This window comes from Pseudomonas emilianonis (assembly GCF_023072625.1).
Classification (GTDB): domain Bacteria; phylum Pseudomonadota; class Gammaproteobacteria; order Pseudomonadales; family Pseudomonadaceae; genus Aquipseudomonas; species Aquipseudomonas paraveronii.
Window position 1 is genome coordinate 1 of record NZ_JAKNRV010000068.1, and the last position, 19,604, is coordinate 19,604.

A 19,604-nucleotide genomic window follows, 5' to 3' on the forward strand; every position below is an offset into this window, starting at 1 on the left:
TGGCGTTGCAGCAGGGCGCTCGCGAGGCGGTCGAAACCATCGGCAAGGCTGGGCGCCAGGCCAACGAGGGCTTGCTGGTGCTGCGCGACAGTGTGCGCTTGCAGCAGACGGTGCAGGCCTCGGTGGAGCAGGTGCACGCGGCGATTGGCCTGGCCACTCGTGCGGCTGAGCATCAAGCCCAGGGCGCACACGCGGTGCGTGGGCGGGTCGAGGTGATTCACGCCCAGGCCGAGCGTGCCGCGCAGGCTGTGGTAGAAACCACGGCCAGTGGCAAGGTGCTGGATGGCTTGGCGGCGCAGTTGAAGGCGAGCCTGGGGCAGTTCCGGGCTTAGTGTTGTCTGTGCCGCCGCTATCGGGAGCAAGCCCCCTCCCACATTCGACCACATTCCAAAGCTGGAACTCGGTCAACTGTGGGAGGGGGCTTGCCCCCGATAGCGGTTTCAGCGGCTCAAATACATCCGAGTTGTGAGCAAATAAACCGGCAATCCCGACACCAAAATCAACAACGCTGCATAAGGCGCCGCCGCCGCAAACTCCACGTTCGAGGTATGCGCCCACACGGCCGTCGCCAGGGTATTCAGCCCGGTCGGGCTCAGTAGCAACGTCGCCGTCAATTCCTTCATCGCATCGAGAAACACCAGCGCGAACGCCGCACCCAATGCCGGGAAAATAATCGGCAGGGTCACCCGGCAAAAGGCACTGAACGACGACGCACCCAGCGTGCGTGCGGCCTCTTCCAGTTGCGGTGCGGCCTTGTTCAAGGCCGTGCGAATCGGCGCCTGGGCCAATGGCAAAAACAGCAGCGCATAAGCGATCAGCAACAGTGCCGACGTCTGGTACAGCGCCGGCACGTAATGCAAGGCGAAGTACACCAGTGTCAATGCAATCACCAGGCCGGGCAGGGCGTGCAGCAAGTACGGCAGGCGCTCGGCCCAAATCGCCAGATGGCCCTTATAGCGCACCACCAGCAACCCCACCGGTACCGCGAGTACCAGGCACAGTGCCGCGCCACCCAGCGACAGCGCCAGGGAGGACAGCAGCGCCTCGCCAATTTCGGTCACCGGGAACGCGGCCGACGAGCCTACCGCCAGCCAATAGCCGAGCATCCCCAGCGGAATGCCGCTGCCGATGATCGCCAGCGCCAGGCAATACAATTGCCCCAGCGGCGCCCACTTGCCTAGTCGAACCTGCTCCGCATGTCGCGCCGCACCCTGGCCGATACGCACATGTCGACCCTTGCCGCGCACGCGCAACTCCAGCCACAGCAGCGTCAGGCACATCGCCAGCAACACCGCCGACAACATCGCGGCATTGGCATTGCTGAATTCCAGTTCGAACTGCTGGTAGATCGCCGTGGTAAAGGTCTGCAGGCCGATGATCGACAGCGCGCCGAACTCCACCAGCATATGCAGCGCGATCAGCAGTGCCCCGGCCAGCAGTGACGGCCACAGCAAGGGCAAAGTGATGCGCCAGAACACGCCCCAGCGATTCAGTCCCAGGGTGCGCGCAGATTCTTCAAGGGAGGGATCGAGATTGCGCAGGGTCGCCGCCACGGGTAGGAACACCAGCGGGTATTTGGACAGGGTCATCACCAGGATCGCCCCGCCGAGCCCTTCGAAGTTGGCGCTCAGCGACACCCAGGTAAAGCTGCTGACAAACGCCGGCACCGCGAACGGCAGGCACAGGATCACGCCCCAGAGGCGGCGCCCCGGCAGGTTGCTGCGCTCCAGCAGCCAGGCCAGGGACAGGCCAATCACGCCGCACGCCACCGTCACCCCAATCATCAGGGCCAGGGTGTTGCGCAGCAGCCCGAACACATATGGCCGCCACAGCAGATGCACCGCTTCCGCCCAGCCGGCTTGCCAGGCCTTGAGCCCGACGTATGCCAGCGGCAGCAGGCTCAAGCCAACCAGAAGCAACACGGGCAGCAACAGCCAGACCGAAGGGCGCTTGCGTCGCGGGCTGTAACCCCCGCGCAAGGCCGGGGTGGGGAGCGATGGGTTCATCAGTTCAGGCCAACGTCACGTTCCATGTCCAGGGCTTCTTCAGCGTTGCCCAGGTCGGCGGGGGTGACTTTCGGTGGTTGCAGTTCGCTGAACGGCTTGAGGCCGCGATTGGACTCCATGCCCTTGCGCAGCGGGTATTCGGCCGAGGTGTTGGTGATCACGCGCTGGCCTTCTTCACTGGTCATGAACGCCAGCAGTTGCTGGGCTTCTTTCGGGTGCTTGCTGGATTTCAGCGCGGCCGCGGAAGACACGGTGATCAGGCCGCCGGCATCGCCATTGGTGAAGTAGTGCAACTGCGAGTCCAGGTTGGTTTTTTCCTTCTTCAGGGCAAACCAGTAGTAGTTATTCACCAGCACGGTGGCGACTTCGCCGTTTTCCACGGCTTTGAGGGCGACCATGTTGTTGCTGTACACCTTGCCGAAGGCGCGCAGGCCGGTCAGCCATTCTTCGGCGGCTTCACGACCGTGCAGCTTGATGATCGCCACGGCCTGCTCCTGGAACGCGCCGCTGGTGGGGACGAAGCCGACCTTGCCTTGCCATTCGGGGCGGGCGAAATCCAGCACCGACTTGGGCAGGTCTTTCTCGGCAATCAGTTTCGGGTTGAACGCCACGACGCGGGTGCGTGCAGTCACGCCCATCCAGTCGCCATTCCTACCGACATAGTCCTTGGGTAATACATCGAGCGTGCTGGCGTCGATTTTTGCCAGCAGGCCTTGCTCGCCGAGTTTGTTCAGTGGCGGCGATTCTTCGGTGTAGATCACATCGGCCGGGGAGCGCTCGCCTTCTTCGACGACCTGGCTGGCCAGCTGGTTGCTGCTGCCCTTGCGCACATTGACGTGGATGCCGGTCTTGGCTTCGAAGGCCTTGGCGAGGTCATCGCCGACTTCTTTGTGTTGGCCGTTGTACAGGGTCAGGGAAATCTTGTCGGCGCAATAGGCGGTGGGCGAGAGCAGGGTCAGGCCGAGTAGAGTGATGCTTAGGCCGCGCAGAAGGGATGTCTTGAGATGGGTGTCGCGGATCATCATCCGGAAGTTTCCTCGCTTGAGTGCAACAAATCGTTGCAAGGATAAACGATAAAACTTCTCAAGTGCGGACGAGGGGGAAATCGGTAGGAGAGTTTTCATACGTCGGAAACGAAAAAACCCGCTTTCGCGGGTTTGATCTGAATTTGGTGCCCAGGAGAAGACTCGAACTTCCACGACCTTGCGATCACCAGCACCTGAAGCTGGCGTGTCTACCAATTTCACCACCTGGGCATTATCAAACAACGTTGCCGCTGTCGATGGAGCGAACTATACGGCGGGCTTTTTGATCTGTAAACCCCTGATTCAAAAAAATAAATCGGGATTTGCGTTAAAAATCAAAGGCCTGAAACGCAAAAACCCGCTTTCGCGGGTTTTTGGGAGACTCAAGGGTGAACCTTGAGTTTGAAATTGGTGCCCAGGAGAAGACTCGAACTTCCACGACCTTGCGATCACCAGCACCTGAAGCTGGCGTGTCTACCAATTTCACCACCTGGGCAGCATCAACAACGTTGCCGTCGTCGATGGCGCGCACTATACGGAGTGGCTTTTGAGCTGTAAACCCCCGCCATGAAAAAAGCCTGGAAAATTTCGCCAATGGTCGTGCAAGGTGCGTCTTTGGGGCTACAAAGTGCTTTAAAACGCTTGTTGATGCCTGAAATTTCCCGTTTCAATACGCGTATGCCAAACTAACCCGCATATAGACAAGGTGAAAACTCTCTAATGGCCGATTGGCAGTCCCTCGATCCCGAGGCCGCTCGTGAAGCGGAAAAATATGAAAACCCTATTCCTAGCCGCGAACTGATCCTGGCGCATCTCGCCGATCGTGGTTCGCCTGCTAGCCGCGAGCAGCTGGTTGAAGAATTCGGTCTGACCACCGAAGACCAGCTCGAAGCCCTGCGCCGCCGCCTGCGTGCCATGGAACGCGATGCTCAGTTGATCTACACCCGCCGTGGCACGTATGCGCCCGTGGATAAGCTCGACCTGATCCTGGGCCGCATTGCTGGCCACCGTGACGGCTTCGGCTTCCTGATCCCGGATGACGGCAGCGACGACCTGTTCATGAGCCCGGCGCAAATGCGCCTGGTGTTCGATGGCGACCGTGCGCTGGCGCGCGTGTCGGGCCTGGACCGTCGCGGCCGCCGTGAAGGTGTGATCGTCGAAGTGGTGTCCCGTGCCCATGAGTCCATCGTCGGGCGTTACTTCGAAGAAGGCGGCATCGGCTTCGTCATTCCGGACAACCCGAAGGTCCAGCAGGAAGTGCTGGTGACCCCGGGCCGCAATGGCGCCGCCAAGGTCGGTCAGTTCGTGGAGGTGAAAATCACCCACTGGCCAACCCCGCGCTTCCAGCCCCAGGGCGATATCGTCGAAGTGGTCGGCAACTACATGGCGCCGGGCATGGAAATCGACGTCGCGCTGCGCACCTACGATATTCCTCACGTGTGGCCTGACGCCGTGCTCAAGGAAGCCGCCAAGCTCAAGCCGGAAGTCGAAGATAAGGACAAAGAGAAGCGCATTGACCTGCGCCATCTGCCGTTCGTCACCATCGACGGCGAAGACGCCCGCGACTTCGACGATGCGGTGTATTGCGAAGCCAAGCCTGGCAAGCTGCGCCTGTTCTCGGGTGGCTGGAAGTTGTACGTGGCGATTGCCGACGTCTCCAGCTACGTGAAGATCGGTTCGGCGCTGGATAACGAAGCTCAGGTGCGCGGCAACTCCGTGTACTTTCCTGAGCGTGTGATCCCGATGCTGCCTGAGCAGTTGTCCAACGGCCTGTGCTCGCTGAACCCGAAAGTCGACCGTTTGGCCATGGTGTGCGAGATGACCATCTCGAAAACCGGCGAAATGACCGACTACCAGTTCTACGAAGCGGTGATCTACTCCCAGGCGCGCCTGACCTACAACAAGGTCAGCACCATCCTGGAAGCGCCGAAGACCAGCGAAGCCAAGGCCTTGCGTACTGAATACGCCGGTGTGGTGCCGCATCTCAAGCAGCTGTATGCGCTGTACAAGGTGCTGCTGGGCGCACGCCATGTGCGTGGTGCGATCGATTTTGAGACCCAGGAAACCCGGATCATTTTCGGTTCCGAGCGCAAGATCGCCGAGATCACCCCGACCACCCGCAACGACGCGCACAAGCTGATCGAGGAATGCATGCTGGCGGCCAACGTGGCCACCGCAGAATTCCTGAAGAAGCACGAAATTCCTGCGCTGTACCGGGTGCATGATGGTCCGCCGCCGGAGCGTCTGGAAAAACTGCGCGCCTTCCTCGGCGAGCTCGGCCTGTCCCTGCACAAAGGCAAGGATGGCCCGTCGCCGAAGGATTACCAGGCACTGCTGGCCAGCATCAAGGACCGTCCGGATTTCCACCTGATCCAGACCGTGATGCTGCGTTCCCTGAGCCAGGCGGTGTACAGCGCCGACAACCAGGGCCACTTCGGCCTGAATTACGAGGCGTACACCCACTTCACGTCGCCGATCCGGCGTTACCCGGACTTGCTCACGCACCGCGCGATCCGCAGCGTGATCCACTCCAGGCAGGACACCCCGCACGTCAAGCGCGCCGGTGCCATGACCATTCCGAAGGCGCGGATCTATCCATACGACGAAGCGGCCCTGGAACAGCTCGGCGAGCAGTGCTCCATGAGCGAGCGCCGTGCCGACGAAGCCACCCGCGACGTTGTGAACTGGCTCAAGTGCGAGTTCATGAAAGACCGCGTAGGCGAGTCGTTCCCAGGCGTGATCACGGCCGTGACCGGCTTTGGTCTGTTTGTCGAACTGACCGATATCTACGTCGAGGGCTTGGTGCATGTCACCGCCTTGCCGGGTGACTACTACCACTTCGATCCTGTGCATCACCGCCTGGCGGGCGAGCGTACCGGTCGCAGCTTCCGCTTGGGCGACACCGTCGAAGTGCGCGTGATGCGCGTCGACTTGGACGAGCGCAAGATCGACTTCGAGATGGCCGAAAAAACCATCGCCGCGCCGATCGGCCGTAAAAAGCGTGGCAGCGAAACCGCCGCTCCGGCCACCAAAGGCAAGGGTGCTCCTGCGAAAGCTGCCGCCACCGAGCCTGCGCCGGCGAAGGCTGGTCGTCGTCCGGCTGCCAAGGACAAGGCTCCTGAAGCCTACCGCCCGAGCGACGCAGCGGCGAAAAACGCCGAGCTGCGCAAGAGCCGTGAGTTGAAGCAGCAGTTGCTCAGCGAAGCCAAAAGCGGTGGTAAAGCGGCGTCTGGGGGAAAGTCCCAAGGGGCGGAAAAACCGTCGAGCAAGCCCAGTAAACATCGTAAAGGCCCGCCCAAAGCGGGTTCGGCTCCCGCGAAAAGCGGCGGGCCGCGTAAACCTAAGGCCAAGTCATGAGTCTGGAAAAAATCTACGGCGTCCACGCCGTAGAAGCACTGCTGCGTCATCACCCTAAACGCGTCAAACAGGTTTGGCTGGCGGAAGGTCGCAGCGAACCGCGCGTGCAGGCGTTGGTCGAGTTGGCCAACGAAAACCGCGTAGCGATCGGTCAGGCCGAGCGTCGCGAAATGGACGTGTGGGTTGAAGGCGTTCACCAAGGCGTCGTCGCGGATGTCAGCCCGAGCCAGGTATGGGGCGAGGCGATGCTCGACGAGCTGCTCGACCGGACCGAAGGTGCACCGCTGTTGCTGGTGCTGGACGGCGTGACTGACCCGCACAACCTCGGCGCCTGCCTGCGGTCGGCGGATGCTGCCGGTGCGCTGGCGGTGATTGTGCCCAAGGACAAGTCGGCCACGTTGACGCCGGTTGTGCGTAAAGTCGCGTGCGGCGCGGCGGAAGTGATTCCGCTGGTCGCTGTGACCAACCTCGCGCGCACCCTGGAGAAACTCCAGCAGCGCGGCCTGTGGGTCGTGGGCACGGCGGGGGAGGCCGAGGTCAGCATTTATGACCAGGACCTCACCGGCCCGACCATCCTGATCATGGGCGCCGAAGGCAAAGGCATGCGTCGCCTGACCCGCGAGCATTGTGATTATCTGGTTCACCTGCCAATGGCCGGTAGCGTTAGTAGCCTCAATGTGTCGGTTGCGACGGGTGTGTGCTTGTTTGAAGCCCGACGCCAGCGCGGCGCCAAGGCCAAGACCAAGAAGTAATTTTGAGTCTGGCATAGATGCAAAATGTGGGAGGGTGCTTGCTCCCGATAGCGGTAAGGCAGTCACACATTGTGTCACTGATAAACCGCAATCGGGAGCAAGCCCCCTCCCACATTTGTTTTGCGGTGTCTGGATGATTGTTCAAATAATCACCAATCACCTTGCGCCCGTCCTCCCCCTTCTCTACAATTGCGCCCCTTGCCTTCCTGGCAGGCACCGATGTGCCTCCCTGCGGCAAGATCCATAAGTGTCATTCACTCCTTGTCTGACCGTTTTTGAGCGGCAGGCTACAACCCGTAAGGAGCATTCATGCGTCATTACGAAATCATCTTTTTGGTCCACCCGGATCAAAGCGAGCAAGTCGGCGGCATGGTAGAGCGTTACACCAAGCTGATCGAAGAAGACGGCGGCAAAATCCACCGTCTGGAAGATTGGGGTCGTCGTCAACTGGCCTATGCAATCAACAATGTTCACAAGGCTCACTACGTGATGCTGAACGTTGAATGCACTGGCAAGGCTCTGTCCGAGCTGGAAGACAACTTCCGCTACAACGATGCTGTGATCCGTAACCTGGTCATCCGTCGCGAAGAAGCCGTTACCGGCCAATCCGAGATGCTCAAGGCTGAAGAAAACCGCAGTGAGCGCCGTGAGCGTCGCGACCGTCCTGAGCACGAAGGCGCTGAAAGCGCTGATAGTGATGACAGCGACAACAGCGATAACGCTGACGAGTAATCCACGGACCTTTTAAGGAGCCTATCAAATGGCACGTTTCTTCCGTCGTCGTAAATTCTGCCGCTTCACCGCTGAAGACGTGAAAGAGATCGATTACAAAGATCTCAACACTCTGAAAGCCTACGTATCCGAGACCGGCAAAATCGTTCCAAGCCGTATCACCGGTACCAAAGCACGTTATCAGCGTCAGCTGGCCACCGCTATCAAGCGCGCCCGCTTCCTGGCCCTGCTGGCCTACACCGACAGCCACGGCCGCTGAGACCGGGCAGTCGACAAGTAGTAAGGGATTGAATGCATGCGCGCCTTAGCTGAGTTCATCATGCGCGGTCGTGTGCAGGCCACTCTGGTAGTGGCTGGAGCTGCAGTGTTGCCGTTGTTGTTTTGGTTGAGTGCCGCCGCGGTTTGCCTTGTGCTGCTGCGGCGCGGTTCGGACGCCTTGAGCGTCCTGGGTGTGGGAGTGTTGTCAGTGTTGGTGAGCTGGCACTTCCTGCAAGATCCAACGGCCCTTTTGGTGCTGCTCGGGACTTGCGGTCTGGCGTTGGTTTTACGCGCCGGTTACTCCTGGAATCGCGTGCTGCTGGCCAGCACGGCCGTGGGATTGTTATGTGCGGTGAGCCTGGGAACCGTATTCGGTTCCTTCATCGAATCATTGGCGCAGACGTTTCAACACGTTATGCCGCTGGTGATGGGTGAGTCTTACGAGAAGCTCTCGGCAGACCAGAAAGCAGTTCTCGCTTCATTGACAGTTCCACTGATGATCATTTCGACAGCGGTTTCGTTGCAGATCTTTAGTGTGTTGTGCCTGATTCTTGGGCGCTACTGGCAGGCGTTGTTGTATAACCCCGGTGGTTTCGGACGCGAGTTTCGCGCAATCCGAATCCCCAAGCGCGTTGCGCTGTCACTGCTGGCCGTCATGTGTGTTGCTCCGCTTATCGGGTGGAACGCCTTGATCCTGTTGCCGCTGTGCAGTGTGCCGCTGTTCTTCGCTGGGCTGTCTTTGCTGCATGGACTGGTCGCGCAGAAAAAATTGGCCAGTTTCTGGCTGGTGGGGTTTTACGTCACGGTCTTGCCGCTCATGCACTTGATCGGTCCGTTATTCGTGGTCTTGGCCATTGTCGATAGCCTGATTGATATTCGCGGTCGTCTCGCGTCCAAAGACGCCGATAACGCGAACGGTGAAGGTTAAAAGTTAGAGGATTTTCACATGCAACTGATCCTTCTGGAAAAAGTCGCCAACCTGGGCAACCTGGGCGACAAAGTAAACGTTAAGGCCGGCTACGGTCGTAACTACCTGCTGCCATACGGCAAAGCCACCGCTGCAACCGCTGCCAACCTGGCTGCGTTTGAAGAGCGTCGTGCTGACCTGGAAAAAGCAGCAGCAGACAAAAAAGCTTCGGCCGAAACTCGCGCTGCCCAACTGGCTGAGCTGGAAGTGACTATCACTGCCACCGCCGGTGACGAAGGCAAGCTGTTCGGTTCGATCGGCACCCACGACATCGCTGACGCACTGACCGCCTCCGGCGTTGAAGTTGCGAAAAGCGAAGTTCGTCTGCCGAACGGCACCATCCGCAACGTAGGTGAATTCGACGTAGCCGTGCATCTGCACGCTGAAGTTGAAGCCACCGTACGCGTTGTCGTGGTAGCAGCTTAAGCAACACCTAACTGACTGGCACCTCGCGTGCCAGGCGGTTAACATCGGGCACGATCCTGTTTACAGGTCGTGCCTTTTGTTTTTTTACACACCCCCTAATTCCAAGTGGCCATGAACGATATTTCAGCTCCTGAGCAATACGATCTGCAAACCGCTGCCCTGAAGGTGCCGCCGCATTCCATCGAGGCCGAACAGGCCGTGCTCGGTGGCTTGATGCTGGACAACAACGCCTGGGAACGCGTGCTGGATCAAGTCTCGGACGGTGATTTCTATCGGCATGACCACCGCTTGATCTTCCGCGCCATTGCCCGGCTGGCCGACCAGAACTCACCGATCGACGTGGTGACGCTGGCCGAGCAACTGGACAAGGAAGGCCATACTTCACAAGTCGGCGGCCTGGGCTACCTGGGCGAGCTGGCGAAAAACACGCCGTCGGTTGCCAACATCAAGGCCTATGCGCAGATCGTCCGTGCGCGGGCCACGCTGCGGCAATTGATCGGTATTGCCACAGAGATCGCCGACAGTGCCTTCAACCCGGAAGGCCGCACCGCTGAAGAGATTCTCGACGAAGCCGAACGGCAGATTTTCCAGATCGCCGAAGCCCGCCCGAAAACCGGCGGCCCGGTCAGCGTCAACGACCTGTTGACCAAGGCAATCGACCGGATCGATACCCTGTTCAACACCGACAACGCCATCACCGGCCTGTCCACCGGCTACACCGACCTCGATGGCATGACCAGCGGCCTGCAACCGTCTGACCTGATCATCGTCGCCGGCCGTCCGTCCATGGGTAAAACCACCTTTGCGATGAACCTGGTGGAGAACGCCGTACTGCGCAGCGACAAGGCCGTGCTGGTCTACTCACTGGAGATGCCAGGTGAATCGCTGATCATGCGGATGTTGTCGTCCCTGGGGCGTATCGACCAGACCAAGGTGCGTGCCGGTCGTCTGGAAGACGACGATTGGCCGCGCCTGACCTCGGCCGTCAACCTGCTCAACGACCGCAAGCTGTTTATCGATGACACCGCAGGTATCAGCCCCTCGGAAATGCGCGCACGTACCCGCCGCCTGGTGCGTGAGCACGGCGATATCGCCCTGATCATGATCGACTACCTGCAGTTGATGCAGATCCCGGGCTCCAGTGGCGACAGCCGTACCAACGAGATTTCCGAGATTTCCCGCTCGTTGAAAGCCTTGGCCAAGGAATTCAACTGCCCGGTGGTTGCCCTGTCGCAGCTCAACCGTTCCCTGGAGCAACGGCCGAACAAGCGCCCGATCAACTCCGACTTGCGGGAATCCGGAGCGATCGAGCAGGATGCTGACGTGATCATGTTCGTTTACCGCGATGAGGTCTATCACCCGGAAACCGAGCATAAGGGCATCGCTGAAATCATCATCGGTAAGCAGCGTAACGGCCCCATCGGCACCACGCGCCTGGCCTTTATCGGCAAATACACCCGTTTCGAAAACCTTGCGCCGGGCAGCTATAACTTCGACGACGAGTAAAAGCGCCTTTTCTAATTCCTACTGCAAAGGTCGGAATTGGTTAAAATTTGTGCTATATTCCGCGCCCGCGATTTTTCATCTCAACACCGGTCACCGTCATGCAAACAGCCAAGCCGTTATTTGACTATCCCAAGTATTGGGCCGAATGTTTCGGTCCTGCGCCATTCCTGCCGATGAGCAGGGAGGAGATGGATCAGCTTGGCTGGGATTCCTGCGACATCATCATCGTCACCGGTGATGCCTACGTTGACCATCCGTCGTTCGGCATGGCAATCATCGGCCGGCTGCTGGAGTCCCAGGGCTTCCGCGTCGGGATCATTGCCCAGCCCAACTGGCAGTCCAAAGACGACTTCATGAAGCTCGGCGAGCCGAACCTGTTCTTCGGCGTCGCGGCCGGCAACATGGACTCGATGATCAACCGCTACACCGCCGACAAGAAAATCCGCTCCGACGACGCCTACACCCCTGGCGGCATGGCCGGCAAACGCCCGGACCGCGCGAGCCTGGTGTACAGCCAGCGGTGCAAGGAAGCCTACAAGAACGTGCCGATTGTTCTCGGTGGTATCGAAGCGTCCCTGCGCCGCATCGCCCACTACGACTACTGGCAGGACCGGGTGCGCAACTCGATCCTGATCGACGCCACCGCCGACATCCTGCTGTACGGCAACGCCGAGCGGGCCATCGTCGAGGTGGCCCAGCGCCTGTCGTGGGGCCACAAGATCGAAGACATCACCGATGTGCGCGGCACCGCGTTCATTCGCCGTGATACGCCGGCGGGCTGGTACGAAGTGGACTCCACGCGTATCGACCGGCCGGGCAAGGTCGACAAAATCATCAACCCCTATGTGAACACCCAGGACACCCAGGCCTGCGCCATCGAGCAGGAAAAGGGTCCGGTCGATGACCCGGAAGAAGCCAAGGTCGTGCAGATATTGGCCAGCCCGCGCATGACCCGCGACAAGACCGTGATCCGCCTGCCATCGGTAGAAAAAGTCCGTGGCGACGCCGTGCTCTATGCCCACGCCAACCGCGTGTTGCACCTGGAAACCAACCCGGGCAACGCCCGCGCCCTGGTGCAGAAGCACGGTGAAGTGGACGTGTGGTTCAACCCGCCGCCCATTCCGATGACCACCGAAGAAATGGACTACGTGTTTGGCATGCCTTACGCGCGTGTCCCGCACCCGGTGTATGGCAAGGAAAAAATCCCGGCCTACGACATGATCCGTTTCTCGGTGAACATCATGCGTGGCTGTTTCGGCGGCTGCACCTTCTGCTCGATCACCGAGCACGAAGGCCGGATCATCCAGAACCGCTCCGAAGAGTCGATCATTCGCGAAATCGAAGAAATCCGCGACAAGGTCCCGGGCTTCACTGGCGTGATTTCCGACCTCGGCGGCCCGACCGCGAACATGTACCGCATCGCGTGCAAGAGCCCGGAAATCGAATCCGCGTGCCGCAAGCCGTCGTGCGTGTTCCCTGGCATCTGCCCGAACCTGAACACCGACCACTCGTCGCTGATCCAGCTGTACCGCAGCGCCCGTGCGTTGCCGGGTGTGAAGAAAATCCTGATCGCTTCCGGCCTGCGCTACGACCTGGCCGTTGAGTCGCCGGAGTATGTGAAGGAGCTGGTCACCCACCACGTCGGTGGTTACCTGAAGATCGCCCCGGAACACACCGAGGAAGGTCCGCTCAACCAGATGATGAAGCCGGGCATTGGCAGCTATGACAAGTTCAAGCGCATGTTCGAGAAGTACACCAAGGAAGCGGGCAAGGAACAGTACCTGATCCCGTACTTCATCGCCGCCCACCCCGGCACCACCGATGAAGACATGATGAACCTGGCCCTGTGGCTCAAGGGCAACGGCTTCCGCGCCGACCAAGTGCAGGCGTTCTACCCTTCGCCGATGGCCACCGCCACCGCGATGTACCACTCGGGCAAGAACCCGCTGCGCAAGGTCAGCTACAAAAGCGAATCGGTGACCATCGTCAAGAGCGAAGAACAGCGCCGCCTGCACAAGGCGTTCCTGCGCTACCACGACCCGAAAGGCTGGCCGATGCTGCGTGAAGCGCTGACCCGCATGGGCCGCGCCGACCTGATCGGGCCGGGCAAGGATCAACTGATCCCGTTACACCAGCCGGCCACCGACAGCTACCAGAGTGCGCGTCGCAAAAACTCGACGCCGGCCGGCAGCCACAAGGTCGCCAAGGAAACCACCACCAAGATCCTCACCCAACACACCGGCCTGCCGCCCCGTGGCAGCGACGGCAGCAACCCGTGGGACAAGCGCGAACAAGCCAAGGCTGCGGCCATGGTGCGCAACAAACAGGCCGCCAAGGAACGCGCTGATGCGGCCAAGGGTAAGGGCGGCAAGCCAGCCCGCAAGCCGGTGGTGCCGCGTTGATCGCAGCCTGAATATGCCAAACGCCAGCCTCGTGCTGGCGTTTTGCTTTCTAGCCGGTGGGTAGCCTGTTTGTTAAGGTGGCGCCCATTAAATCGCCATCGGAAGCAAGTCGCACCGCCCCTCCCACATTAGATGTGTGAATACATTCAAAATGTGGGAGGGGGCTTGCCCCCGATAGCGTCAGTCCTATCCCCAATTTTTCAAGGAAGAACACCCCCCCCATGAGCAACCCCCTGCTCAACATCGGCATGGACTCCAACCGCTCGCAGTTCATGGCGCGCCAGCGCATCGAGAGTGAAGTCAACCTGCCCCGGTTGTTTGCCATCATCGACGCCGACCCTGGCATCGTCGGCGCGGGCGTGGTGTATATCGACGCCGACTTCAACGTCGTGACCCTGCGCGAGTTCAAGCCGATCTGCAGCATTCGACCCAAGCGCATCATTGTGCGCGAAGCGCAGAAATACATCGCCCCGGCACAGTTCGCCGACCAAGTGCTGAACAACCCGCGCGAATCGCGATTGGTGAGTGAAGCCTTCAACACCACTTTGTCCTGCGGCGGCGCGGTCATTGGCTGGCTGGTGGTGTTGAGCGGTACCATCGCCATCCCGTTTACCGCCGGAGCCAGCACGGTCGTGACGGCCATCGGCTATACCGCCGCCTCGGCCAGCACCGTGTCGTGCCTGGTCGGTGGGTTCCGTACACGCAACGAAATCGTCAACCCGGCGATGAACGATTACCTGGATAACGAAGAGTGGTACCAAGCGGCGACCAAGATTCTCGACGGTGCCGCCTTGGTCGGCGTCGGCGCATCGGCGTTGACGACAGTCAAGCTGGTCAACGTCGCTCGTGCGGCCACAGGCAAAAGCATGCGTCAGGTGCTGAAAGGTCTGAGCGGGCAGGAGCGGGAGAAACTCACCAAAGAACTGCTGAAAGTGGCCGACCCGCAAATGTCGAACAAGATGCGCAAGCTGCTGCAACTGAGCGGCGAGTTGCCTAAACGCTTTACGCCGACCCAGCTCAAGCACGCCACCTACGTCCAATTGGGCGATGCCTTCAGTGCGGGGCTGAGCGTCTGGGGCTTGAAGCGTTCGGATAACTACAAACAGGCCAAGACCTTCGCGATTGGCTTGTACGAAGAGGCCGAGTGATGAGTGGTGTTCCGTCGTTGAAACCGTTTTTGCTGGAACATTTTCCCGCGTTTATAGGGGTGATTCTCGCCGGTTGTCTCGGCGGTTCTGCGGCGATTTCCCTGGTGGCCAGCACCTATTTCGCCGACGTGCCCATGGCCACCAATGCCAGCGTGTCCTGGTTCGTGGTGATAGCGGCTGCACTGTTCGTGGCCAACAGCAACTTTTTGGTGGTGCGCGGTCGAGCCTGGGCGGTGTGGGGGATGGTAGCGTTTTTTACGACGTGCCTGCTGGTGGTCCTGCCGACGCTGCACTACCGGCCGCACTGGTTTATCTACAGTGAAAGCCTATTCTGGCCATTGCTCGGGTTGCTGCTGATCAACAGTAAGGGTTATCGGTCGATGGTGAGCAAGTTGGTCGAAGTGCGGCGGTTGCGGGAGGCGGCCAAGGCAGGGCTGTAGCCTCGGCACACGGTTTCAGACTTTGACGTTTTGGCGAATGTTCCAGCCGTACTTGACCGCGCCGCCGTCTTTGCCACCGTCGGACTTCTGCGGCTGGTAGCTGACTTCGACCGTGGCGAAGTTCAGGGCTATCACCTCAGTCAGCACATCGCTGCTGGTCACCGCGTCGGTTTGGTAGGACGTGACCATGACTTCCTTCAGCGTGATCACCAGATACTCCACGGCATTGCTGCCACCGGCCTTGCGCACCACCAACCGCGCCTCCGGGTAATGCTTGCCGGTGGAGCAGGCCATCATCAGGTTGGGTGAAGACTTGTCCATGACCTTGGAGATGGACAGGTTTTCGATATTGACCTTGCCGGCACCACCGCCGCTACCGGTATGCATGGAACCGGTCTGGGACATGCCCCAGCCCCATCGGCTGATCTCGATTTCGTCGCGATGGGCCTGGTCTTTGGACTCGCCCTTGATGTCCCCCAACTTCAAAAACATGTCAGTTGCCATTGTCGCTCCCTGTTTTGGTGTGCGCCGGAAGTGGCGCGGGGCGTACTTTTTCTTATTCGGGATATGGCTTACAAGGTGCTGCATCACGATCAGGAAGTATCTGTCCGGATAAAGCGAAACTTCTGACATTTTTCGGGGGGAGGCAGTCTTTACCCTCTGCGCTCTTGTGAACCTCAGGAGTAAAGGGATGACTTCCAGCGTATTCAGAGACGGTTTCCTCAGTTCCAATTACATGACGCGGCAGTGGTTGGAAAACAGCATTGATCTGCGCAAGTTATTTGCGGCGATTGATGCTGATCCGGCCATCGTCGGTGCCGGCGTGGTGTACCTCGACGCGCAGCTACGGATGGTTGTGCTGCGTGAATTTCAGCCGATTTGCAGTATCGCGCCGAAGAATGTGATTTTGCGCGAGGCGCCCAGCTATGTCGGGCGGGTGGAGTTCGCTCGGCAACTGGCGAATGAACCGCGAGACTCGCAGGTGGCGTTTGAGGCCATGAATACAGCTTTGGCGTGTACTTCGGCAGTGATTAGTTGGTTGGTGATACTGGGGGGCTCGGCGTTGAGTCCTTTTACCTTTGGGGCGACTGGTGTGGTTGCTGTAATTGGCTATACGTCAGCGATAGCCAGTTCGGTTCAATGCGTGATTGGCATTCGCCGGACTCGAAATGAAATGAATGACCCTGCCCGCAATGACGCTCTGGATGACAATCAGTGGTACCAAGCCGTAACGGCCGGATTGGATACGGCTTCGTTGTTAGGTGCTGGTAGCGCAGCGATGTCGACGATTCGATTCGTCAGCATGATCAAAAAGGCGACTGGGAAAAGCACACATCAGGTACTCAAAGGACTGAGTCGGCAGGAGCGGGTAAAGCTCACAAAGGAATTACTGAGTATCAACCATCCGGAAATGACCCGGAAAATGATCAAGCTGAAACAAATGGCTAGAGAGATGCCAAAGCGCTACACCTCGGCCGAAGTAAGACGTGGGACCATCGTGCAGGTGCTTGATGCCCTTGGCGCCGTATCGAGCGTTGCTGGCAGCGTGCGGTCAGGGAACATCCGAACCATTGCTGTAGGGCTTTACGAGGAGTTGCCAGAATGAGGTTTCTTGTCCCACTTCGCCCTTTTCTGATCCGTAATTTTCCCGTGTTTATCGGCGTAATTTTTTCTGGGTTTTTCGGCGGTACTGCTGTTGTTGGGTTGGTGGAAAACTATTATTTACCATCGTTATCGAACGCTGCTGCTGAAAGTGCATGCGTGGTCTTGGCCTGGTTTATCGCCCACTGCAATTTCATGATCGCCTACGGGCGCCCTAAGTGGGTCTGGGGCATGTATGGCCTTTTCATCGCCTGCCTGTTGGTTGCGGTGCCAGGTTTTCATTTTTCGCCGAGCCCATTCATTTACGCTGAATGCTTCTTTTGGCCGGTACTCGGCCTGCTGCTGCTTCGCAGCAAACGCCACCGGGAAATGCGTGCCAAATGCGTAGAACTTCGCCGTATGCGCGGGGAAGTGTTGGTGGCCATTGAAAAGCGGCGTAAACACGAGCGCGCAATAATCAGAATAAAGAAATCGAGGTAGTGAGTGAGACTTCTCGGACGGAAACCTCTCATACCGATACGCCCTTTTCTTTTGCGCTACTTTCCTGTGTTTATCGGCGTAATTTTTTCGAGTCTTTTCGGCACTGCTACTCTTGTCGTGCTGGTGGAAAACTATTATTTCCCATCGTTAACGAATGCTGCTGCTGAAAATATCGGGAGGGTGTTAGCTCTCTTTATCACGCTCTGCAATTTTATGATCGCCTACGGGCGACCTAAGTGGGTCTGGGGCATGTATGGCCTTTTCATCGTCTGCCTGTTGGTTGCTGTGCCAGGCTTTCATTTTTCACCGAACCCATTCATTTACGCTGAATGCTTCTTTTGGCCGGTACTCGGCCTGCTGCTACTTCGCAGCAAACGCCATCGAGAAATGCGTGCCAAATGCGTAGAACTTCGCCATATGCGCGGGAAGGTAATGGTGGCCATTGAAAAGCGGCGTAAACACGAGCGCGCAATAATCAGAATAAAAAAACCGAGGTGATTCCCCACCCAGCCCCCCACCAAACCGATACCACCCCACCCACTCCCTGCCACAAATATGTGCAGCTCTTGCACCATCGCACCAACGTTGGCGCCGTTTTGGTGCTGTACTGCACCGGGTCTTACGATAAAGCGCAATGACCGCCGCTCTGGCATAAGTCTTGCGCGCGTTGTGTTCATGCCCTGGCTCGCAGGAGGCCGCCGTGTCGATTCATGTCGCGTTGCACCACGTTACGCATTACCGCTACGACCGCGCTGTTGAACTCGGCCCACAGATCGTGCGTTTGCGCCCGGCGGCCCATAGCCGCACACGGATTTTGTCCTACGCACTGAAAGTGCTGCCCGAGCAGCATTTCATCAATTGGCAGCAGGACCCCCAGGGCAATTACCTGGCGCGCCTGGTGTTCCCGGAAAAGACTGACGAACTGCGTATCGAAGTCGACCTGGTCGCCGAGATGGCGGTGTTCAACCCGTTCGACTTTTTCCTCGAGCCCTACGCGGAAAAAATCCCGTTCCGTTACGCCGCCGACGAGCAGCGCGAGTTGGCGCCGTACCTGGAAACCTTGCCGCTGACGCCGAAGTTCGCCGCTTACCTGGCGGGTATCGACCGCACGCCGCTGCCGGCCGTGGATTTTCTGGTGGGCCTCAACCAGCGCCTGGCCGCCGATATCGGCTACCTGATCCGCATGGAACCCGGCGTGCAGACCCCGGAATTCACCCTGGAAAACGCCTCCGGCTCGTGCCGCGATTCAGCCTGGCTGCTGGTGCAATTGCTGCGCAACCTGGGGCTGGCGGCGCGGTTTGTCTCCGGTTATCTGATCCAACTCACCGCCGACGTCAAAGCCCTCGATGGCCCGTCCGGCACCGAGGTGGATTTCACCGACCTGCACGCTTGGTGCGAAGTGTATTTGCCCGGCGCCGGCTGGATCGGCCTGGATGCCACCTCCGGGTTGTTCGCCGGTGAAGGCCATATTCCGTTGGCCTGTAGTCCCGATCCATCGTCTGCCGCGCCGATCAGTGGCCTGGTGGAGCCGTGCGAGTGCGAATTCACCCACGAGATGTCGGTAGAGCGCATCTGGGAAGCGCCACGGGTGACCAAGCCCTACAGCGAAGAACAATGGCTGGCGATCCAGGCACTGGGTCGGCAGATCGATGGCGACCTGCTGGCGGACGACGTGCGCCTGACCATGGGCGGCGAGCCGACCTTCGTCTCCATCGACGACCCCGACGGCGCCGAGTGGAACACCGCTGCCCTGGGGCCGGACAAGCGTCGCCTGTCGGCCGAGCTGTTCCAGCGCATGCGCAAACACTACGCGCCCAAAGGCCTGGTGCATTTCGGCCAGGGCAAGTGGTACCCCGGCGAGCAACTGCCGCGCTGGTCGCTCAACTGTTACTGGCGCCGCGACGGCGAGCCGATCTGGCACAACAGCGCGCTGATCGCCGACGAACAACAGGATTACGCCGCCGATGGCGTGCTGGCCGGGCGTTTCCTGGCCAGCGTTGCCGAGCGCCTGAAGCTGCCGGCGCGGTTTGTGTTCCCGGCCTTTGAGGACAACTTCTACTACCTGTGGCGCGAAGGCGCGCTGCCGCAAAACGTTACCGCCCTCGACCCGCGTCTGAGCGATGAGCTGGAGCGCGAGCGCCTGCGCAAAGTGTTCAGCCAGGGCCTGGATAAAGTCATCGGCCAGGTGCTGCCACTGGCGCGCACCGCCGCCAATGACCGCTGGCAGAGTGGGCGCTGGTACCTGCGCGACAACCATTGCCGACTGGTGCCGGGGGATTCGCCGCTGGGTTATCGCCTGCCGCTGGCCTCGCAGCCTTGGGTGACGGCGGCGGAATACCCGTTTGTCCATCCGACCGACCCCAACCAGGACTTGCCGGACCTGGCGATCAACGGTGACGGCTTCTTCACCTTCTCCGACGGCACGCAAACCGTGTACTCGCGCAACGGCCAACTGACCCTGACTGCCGACGGCTACCTGGAAAACGCTGCCGGCGATCAACTG

Annotated in this window: 18 protein-coding genes, 2 tRNA genes and 1 pseudogene; 16 read left to right on the plus strand and 5 right to left on the minus strand. The window is 59.6% G+C overall.

What is annotated here, in order from left to right; all coding sequences use genetic code 11:
- Positions 1–332 (plus strand): annotated as a pseudogene (locus tag L9Z73_RS10025) (methyl-accepting chemotaxis protein); the annotation flags it as partial.
- Between the two features lie 108 nt (positions 333–440).
- Here L9Z73_RS10025 and L9Z73_RS10030 read toward each other — a convergent pair.
- From L9Z73_RS10030 to L9Z73_RS10040, 3 genes are all read right to left on the minus strand, one after another.
- On the minus strand, positions 441–2,006 hold the full coding sequence (locus tag L9Z73_RS10030; RefSeq protein WP_247399605.1) for an ABC transporter permease: 1,566 nt from the start codon (positions 2,004–2,006) through the stop codon (positions 441–443).
- The gene (locus L9Z73_RS10035) at positions 2,006–3,031 is read right to left on the minus strand and encodes an iron ABC transporter substrate-binding protein (protein ID WP_247399607.1); all 1,026 of its coding nucleotides are present in this window, start codon (positions 3,029–3,031) and stop codon (positions 2,006–2,008) included. The genes L9Z73_RS10030 and L9Z73_RS10035 overlap by 1 nt, the downstream gene beginning before the upstream one ends.
- Positions 3,032–3,175: 144 nt before the next feature.
- Positions 3,176–3,262, minus strand: a tRNA-Leu gene (locus L9Z73_RS10040).
- Here L9Z73_RS10040 and L9Z73_RS10045 point away from each other — a divergent pair.
- Entirely contained in the window at positions 3,237–3,431 is a 195-nt protein-coding gene (locus L9Z73_RS10045) for a hypothetical protein (RefSeq protein ID WP_247399609.1), read from the plus strand. The two genes, L9Z73_RS10040 and L9Z73_RS10045, sit on opposite strands and share 26 nt — an antisense overlap.
- A 9-nt stretch (positions 3,432–3,440) precedes the next feature.
- Here the strand turns inward: L9Z73_RS10045 and L9Z73_RS10050 are convergent.
- Positions 3,441–3,527: transfer RNA gene (locus L9Z73_RS10050), tRNA-Leu, on the minus strand.
- A 224-nt stretch (positions 3,528–3,751) separates the two neighbouring features.
- On the opposite strand from L9Z73_RS10050, the gene rnr reads away from it, so the two are divergent.
- From rnr to L9Z73_RS10100, 10 genes are all read left to right on the plus strand, one after another.
- Positions 3,752–6,388: a ribonuclease R gene (gene rnr / locus L9Z73_RS10055; protein ID WP_247399611.1), complete on the plus strand. Its 2,637-nt coding sequence runs from the start codon at positions 3,752–3,754 to the stop codon at positions 6,386–6,388.
- The gene (gene rlmB / locus L9Z73_RS10060; RefSeq protein ID WP_247399613.1) at positions 6,385–7,140 is read left to right on the plus strand and encodes a 23S rRNA (guanosine(2251)-2'-O)-methyltransferase RlmB; all 756 of its coding nucleotides are present in this window, start codon (positions 6,385–6,387) and stop codon (positions 7,138–7,140) included. Before rnr ends, rlmB begins: the two co-directional genes overlap by 4 nt.
- Positions 7,141–7,449: 309 nt before the next feature.
- The gene (rpsF, locus tag L9Z73_RS10065; RefSeq protein ID WP_226505553.1) at positions 7,450–7,872 is read left to right on the plus strand and encodes a 30S ribosomal protein S6; all 423 of its coding nucleotides are present in this window, start codon (positions 7,450–7,452) and stop codon (positions 7,870–7,872) included.
- A 28-nt stretch (positions 7,873–7,900) separates the two neighbouring features.
- Positions 7,901–8,131 (plus strand): 30S ribosomal protein S18, encoded by a 231-nt coding sequence (gene rpsR, locus L9Z73_RS10070; protein WP_002551829.1) that lies wholly within the window; start codon positions 7,901–7,903, stop codon positions 8,129–8,131.
- 36 nt (positions 8,132–8,167) lie between these two features.
- Entirely contained in the window at positions 8,168–9,058 is an 891-nt protein-coding gene (locus L9Z73_RS10075) for a hypothetical protein (RefSeq protein ID WP_247399615.1), read from the plus strand.
- 18 nt (positions 9,059–9,076) lie between these two features.
- The gene (gene rplI, locus L9Z73_RS10080; RefSeq protein WP_247399617.1) at positions 9,077–9,523 is read left to right on the plus strand and encodes a 50S ribosomal protein L9; all 447 of its coding nucleotides are present in this window, start codon (positions 9,077–9,079) and stop codon (positions 9,521–9,523) included.
- Positions 9,524–9,634: 111 nt separating this feature from the next.
- On the plus strand, positions 9,635–11,029 hold the full coding sequence (dnaB, locus tag L9Z73_RS10085) for a replicative DNA helicase (RefSeq protein ID WP_247399619.1): 1,395 nt from the start codon (positions 9,635–9,637) through the stop codon (positions 11,027–11,029).
- Positions 11,030–11,127: 98 nt separating this feature from the next.
- On the plus strand, positions 11,128–13,431 hold the full coding sequence (locus tag L9Z73_RS10090) for a YgiQ family radical SAM protein (RefSeq protein ID WP_247399621.1): 2,304 nt from the start codon (positions 11,128–11,130) through the stop codon (positions 13,429–13,431).
- Between the two features lie 221 nt (positions 13,432–13,652).
- Positions 13,653–14,579: an NAD synthetase gene (locus tag L9Z73_RS10095; RefSeq protein WP_247399623.1), complete on the plus strand. Its 927-nt coding sequence runs from the start codon at positions 13,653–13,655 to the stop codon at positions 14,577–14,579.
- Positions 14,579–15,019 carry a hypothetical protein gene (locus L9Z73_RS10100; protein ID WP_247399625.1) on the plus strand — a complete coding sequence of 147 codons (441 nt, stop codon included), beginning with the start codon at positions 14,579–14,581 and terminating at the stop codon, positions 15,017–15,019. The genes L9Z73_RS10095 and L9Z73_RS10100 overlap by 1 nt, the downstream gene beginning before the upstream one ends.
- A 15-nt stretch (positions 15,020–15,034) precedes the next feature.
- On the opposite strand, the gene L9Z73_RS10105 is transcribed toward L9Z73_RS10100, so the two are convergent.
- Positions 15,035–15,523 (minus strand): Hcp family type VI secretion system effector, encoded by a 489-nt coding sequence (locus L9Z73_RS10105; protein ID WP_247399627.1) that lies wholly within the window; start codon positions 15,521–15,523, stop codon positions 15,035–15,037.
- Between the two features lie 187 nt (positions 15,524–15,710).
- Between L9Z73_RS10105 and L9Z73_RS10110 the strand changes: the two genes are divergently transcribed.
- The 4 genes from L9Z73_RS10110 to L9Z73_RS10125 all read left to right on the plus strand — a co-directional run.
- A complete protein-coding gene (locus tag L9Z73_RS10110; protein ID WP_247399629.1) occupies positions 15,711–16,625 on the plus strand; it encodes an NAD synthetase in 915 nt (304 codons plus the stop codon).
- Positions 16,622–17,101, plus strand: a complete 480-nt coding sequence (locus tag L9Z73_RS10115) for a hypothetical protein (protein WP_247399630.1) — start codon at positions 16,622–16,624, stop codon at positions 17,099–17,101. The genes L9Z73_RS10110 and L9Z73_RS10115 overlap by 4 nt, the downstream gene beginning before the upstream one ends.
- Before the next feature lie 3 nt (positions 17,102–17,104).
- Positions 17,105–17,599, plus strand: coding sequence for a hypothetical protein (locus L9Z73_RS10120; RefSeq protein WP_247399632.1), 495 nt, complete (start codon positions 17,105–17,107; stop codon positions 17,597–17,599).
- Positions 17,600–17,801: 202 nt separating this feature from the next.
- Positions 17,802–19,604 (plus strand): transglutaminase family protein (locus L9Z73_RS10125; protein WP_247399634.1); only part of this gene is annotated, 1,803 nt, incomplete at its 3' end.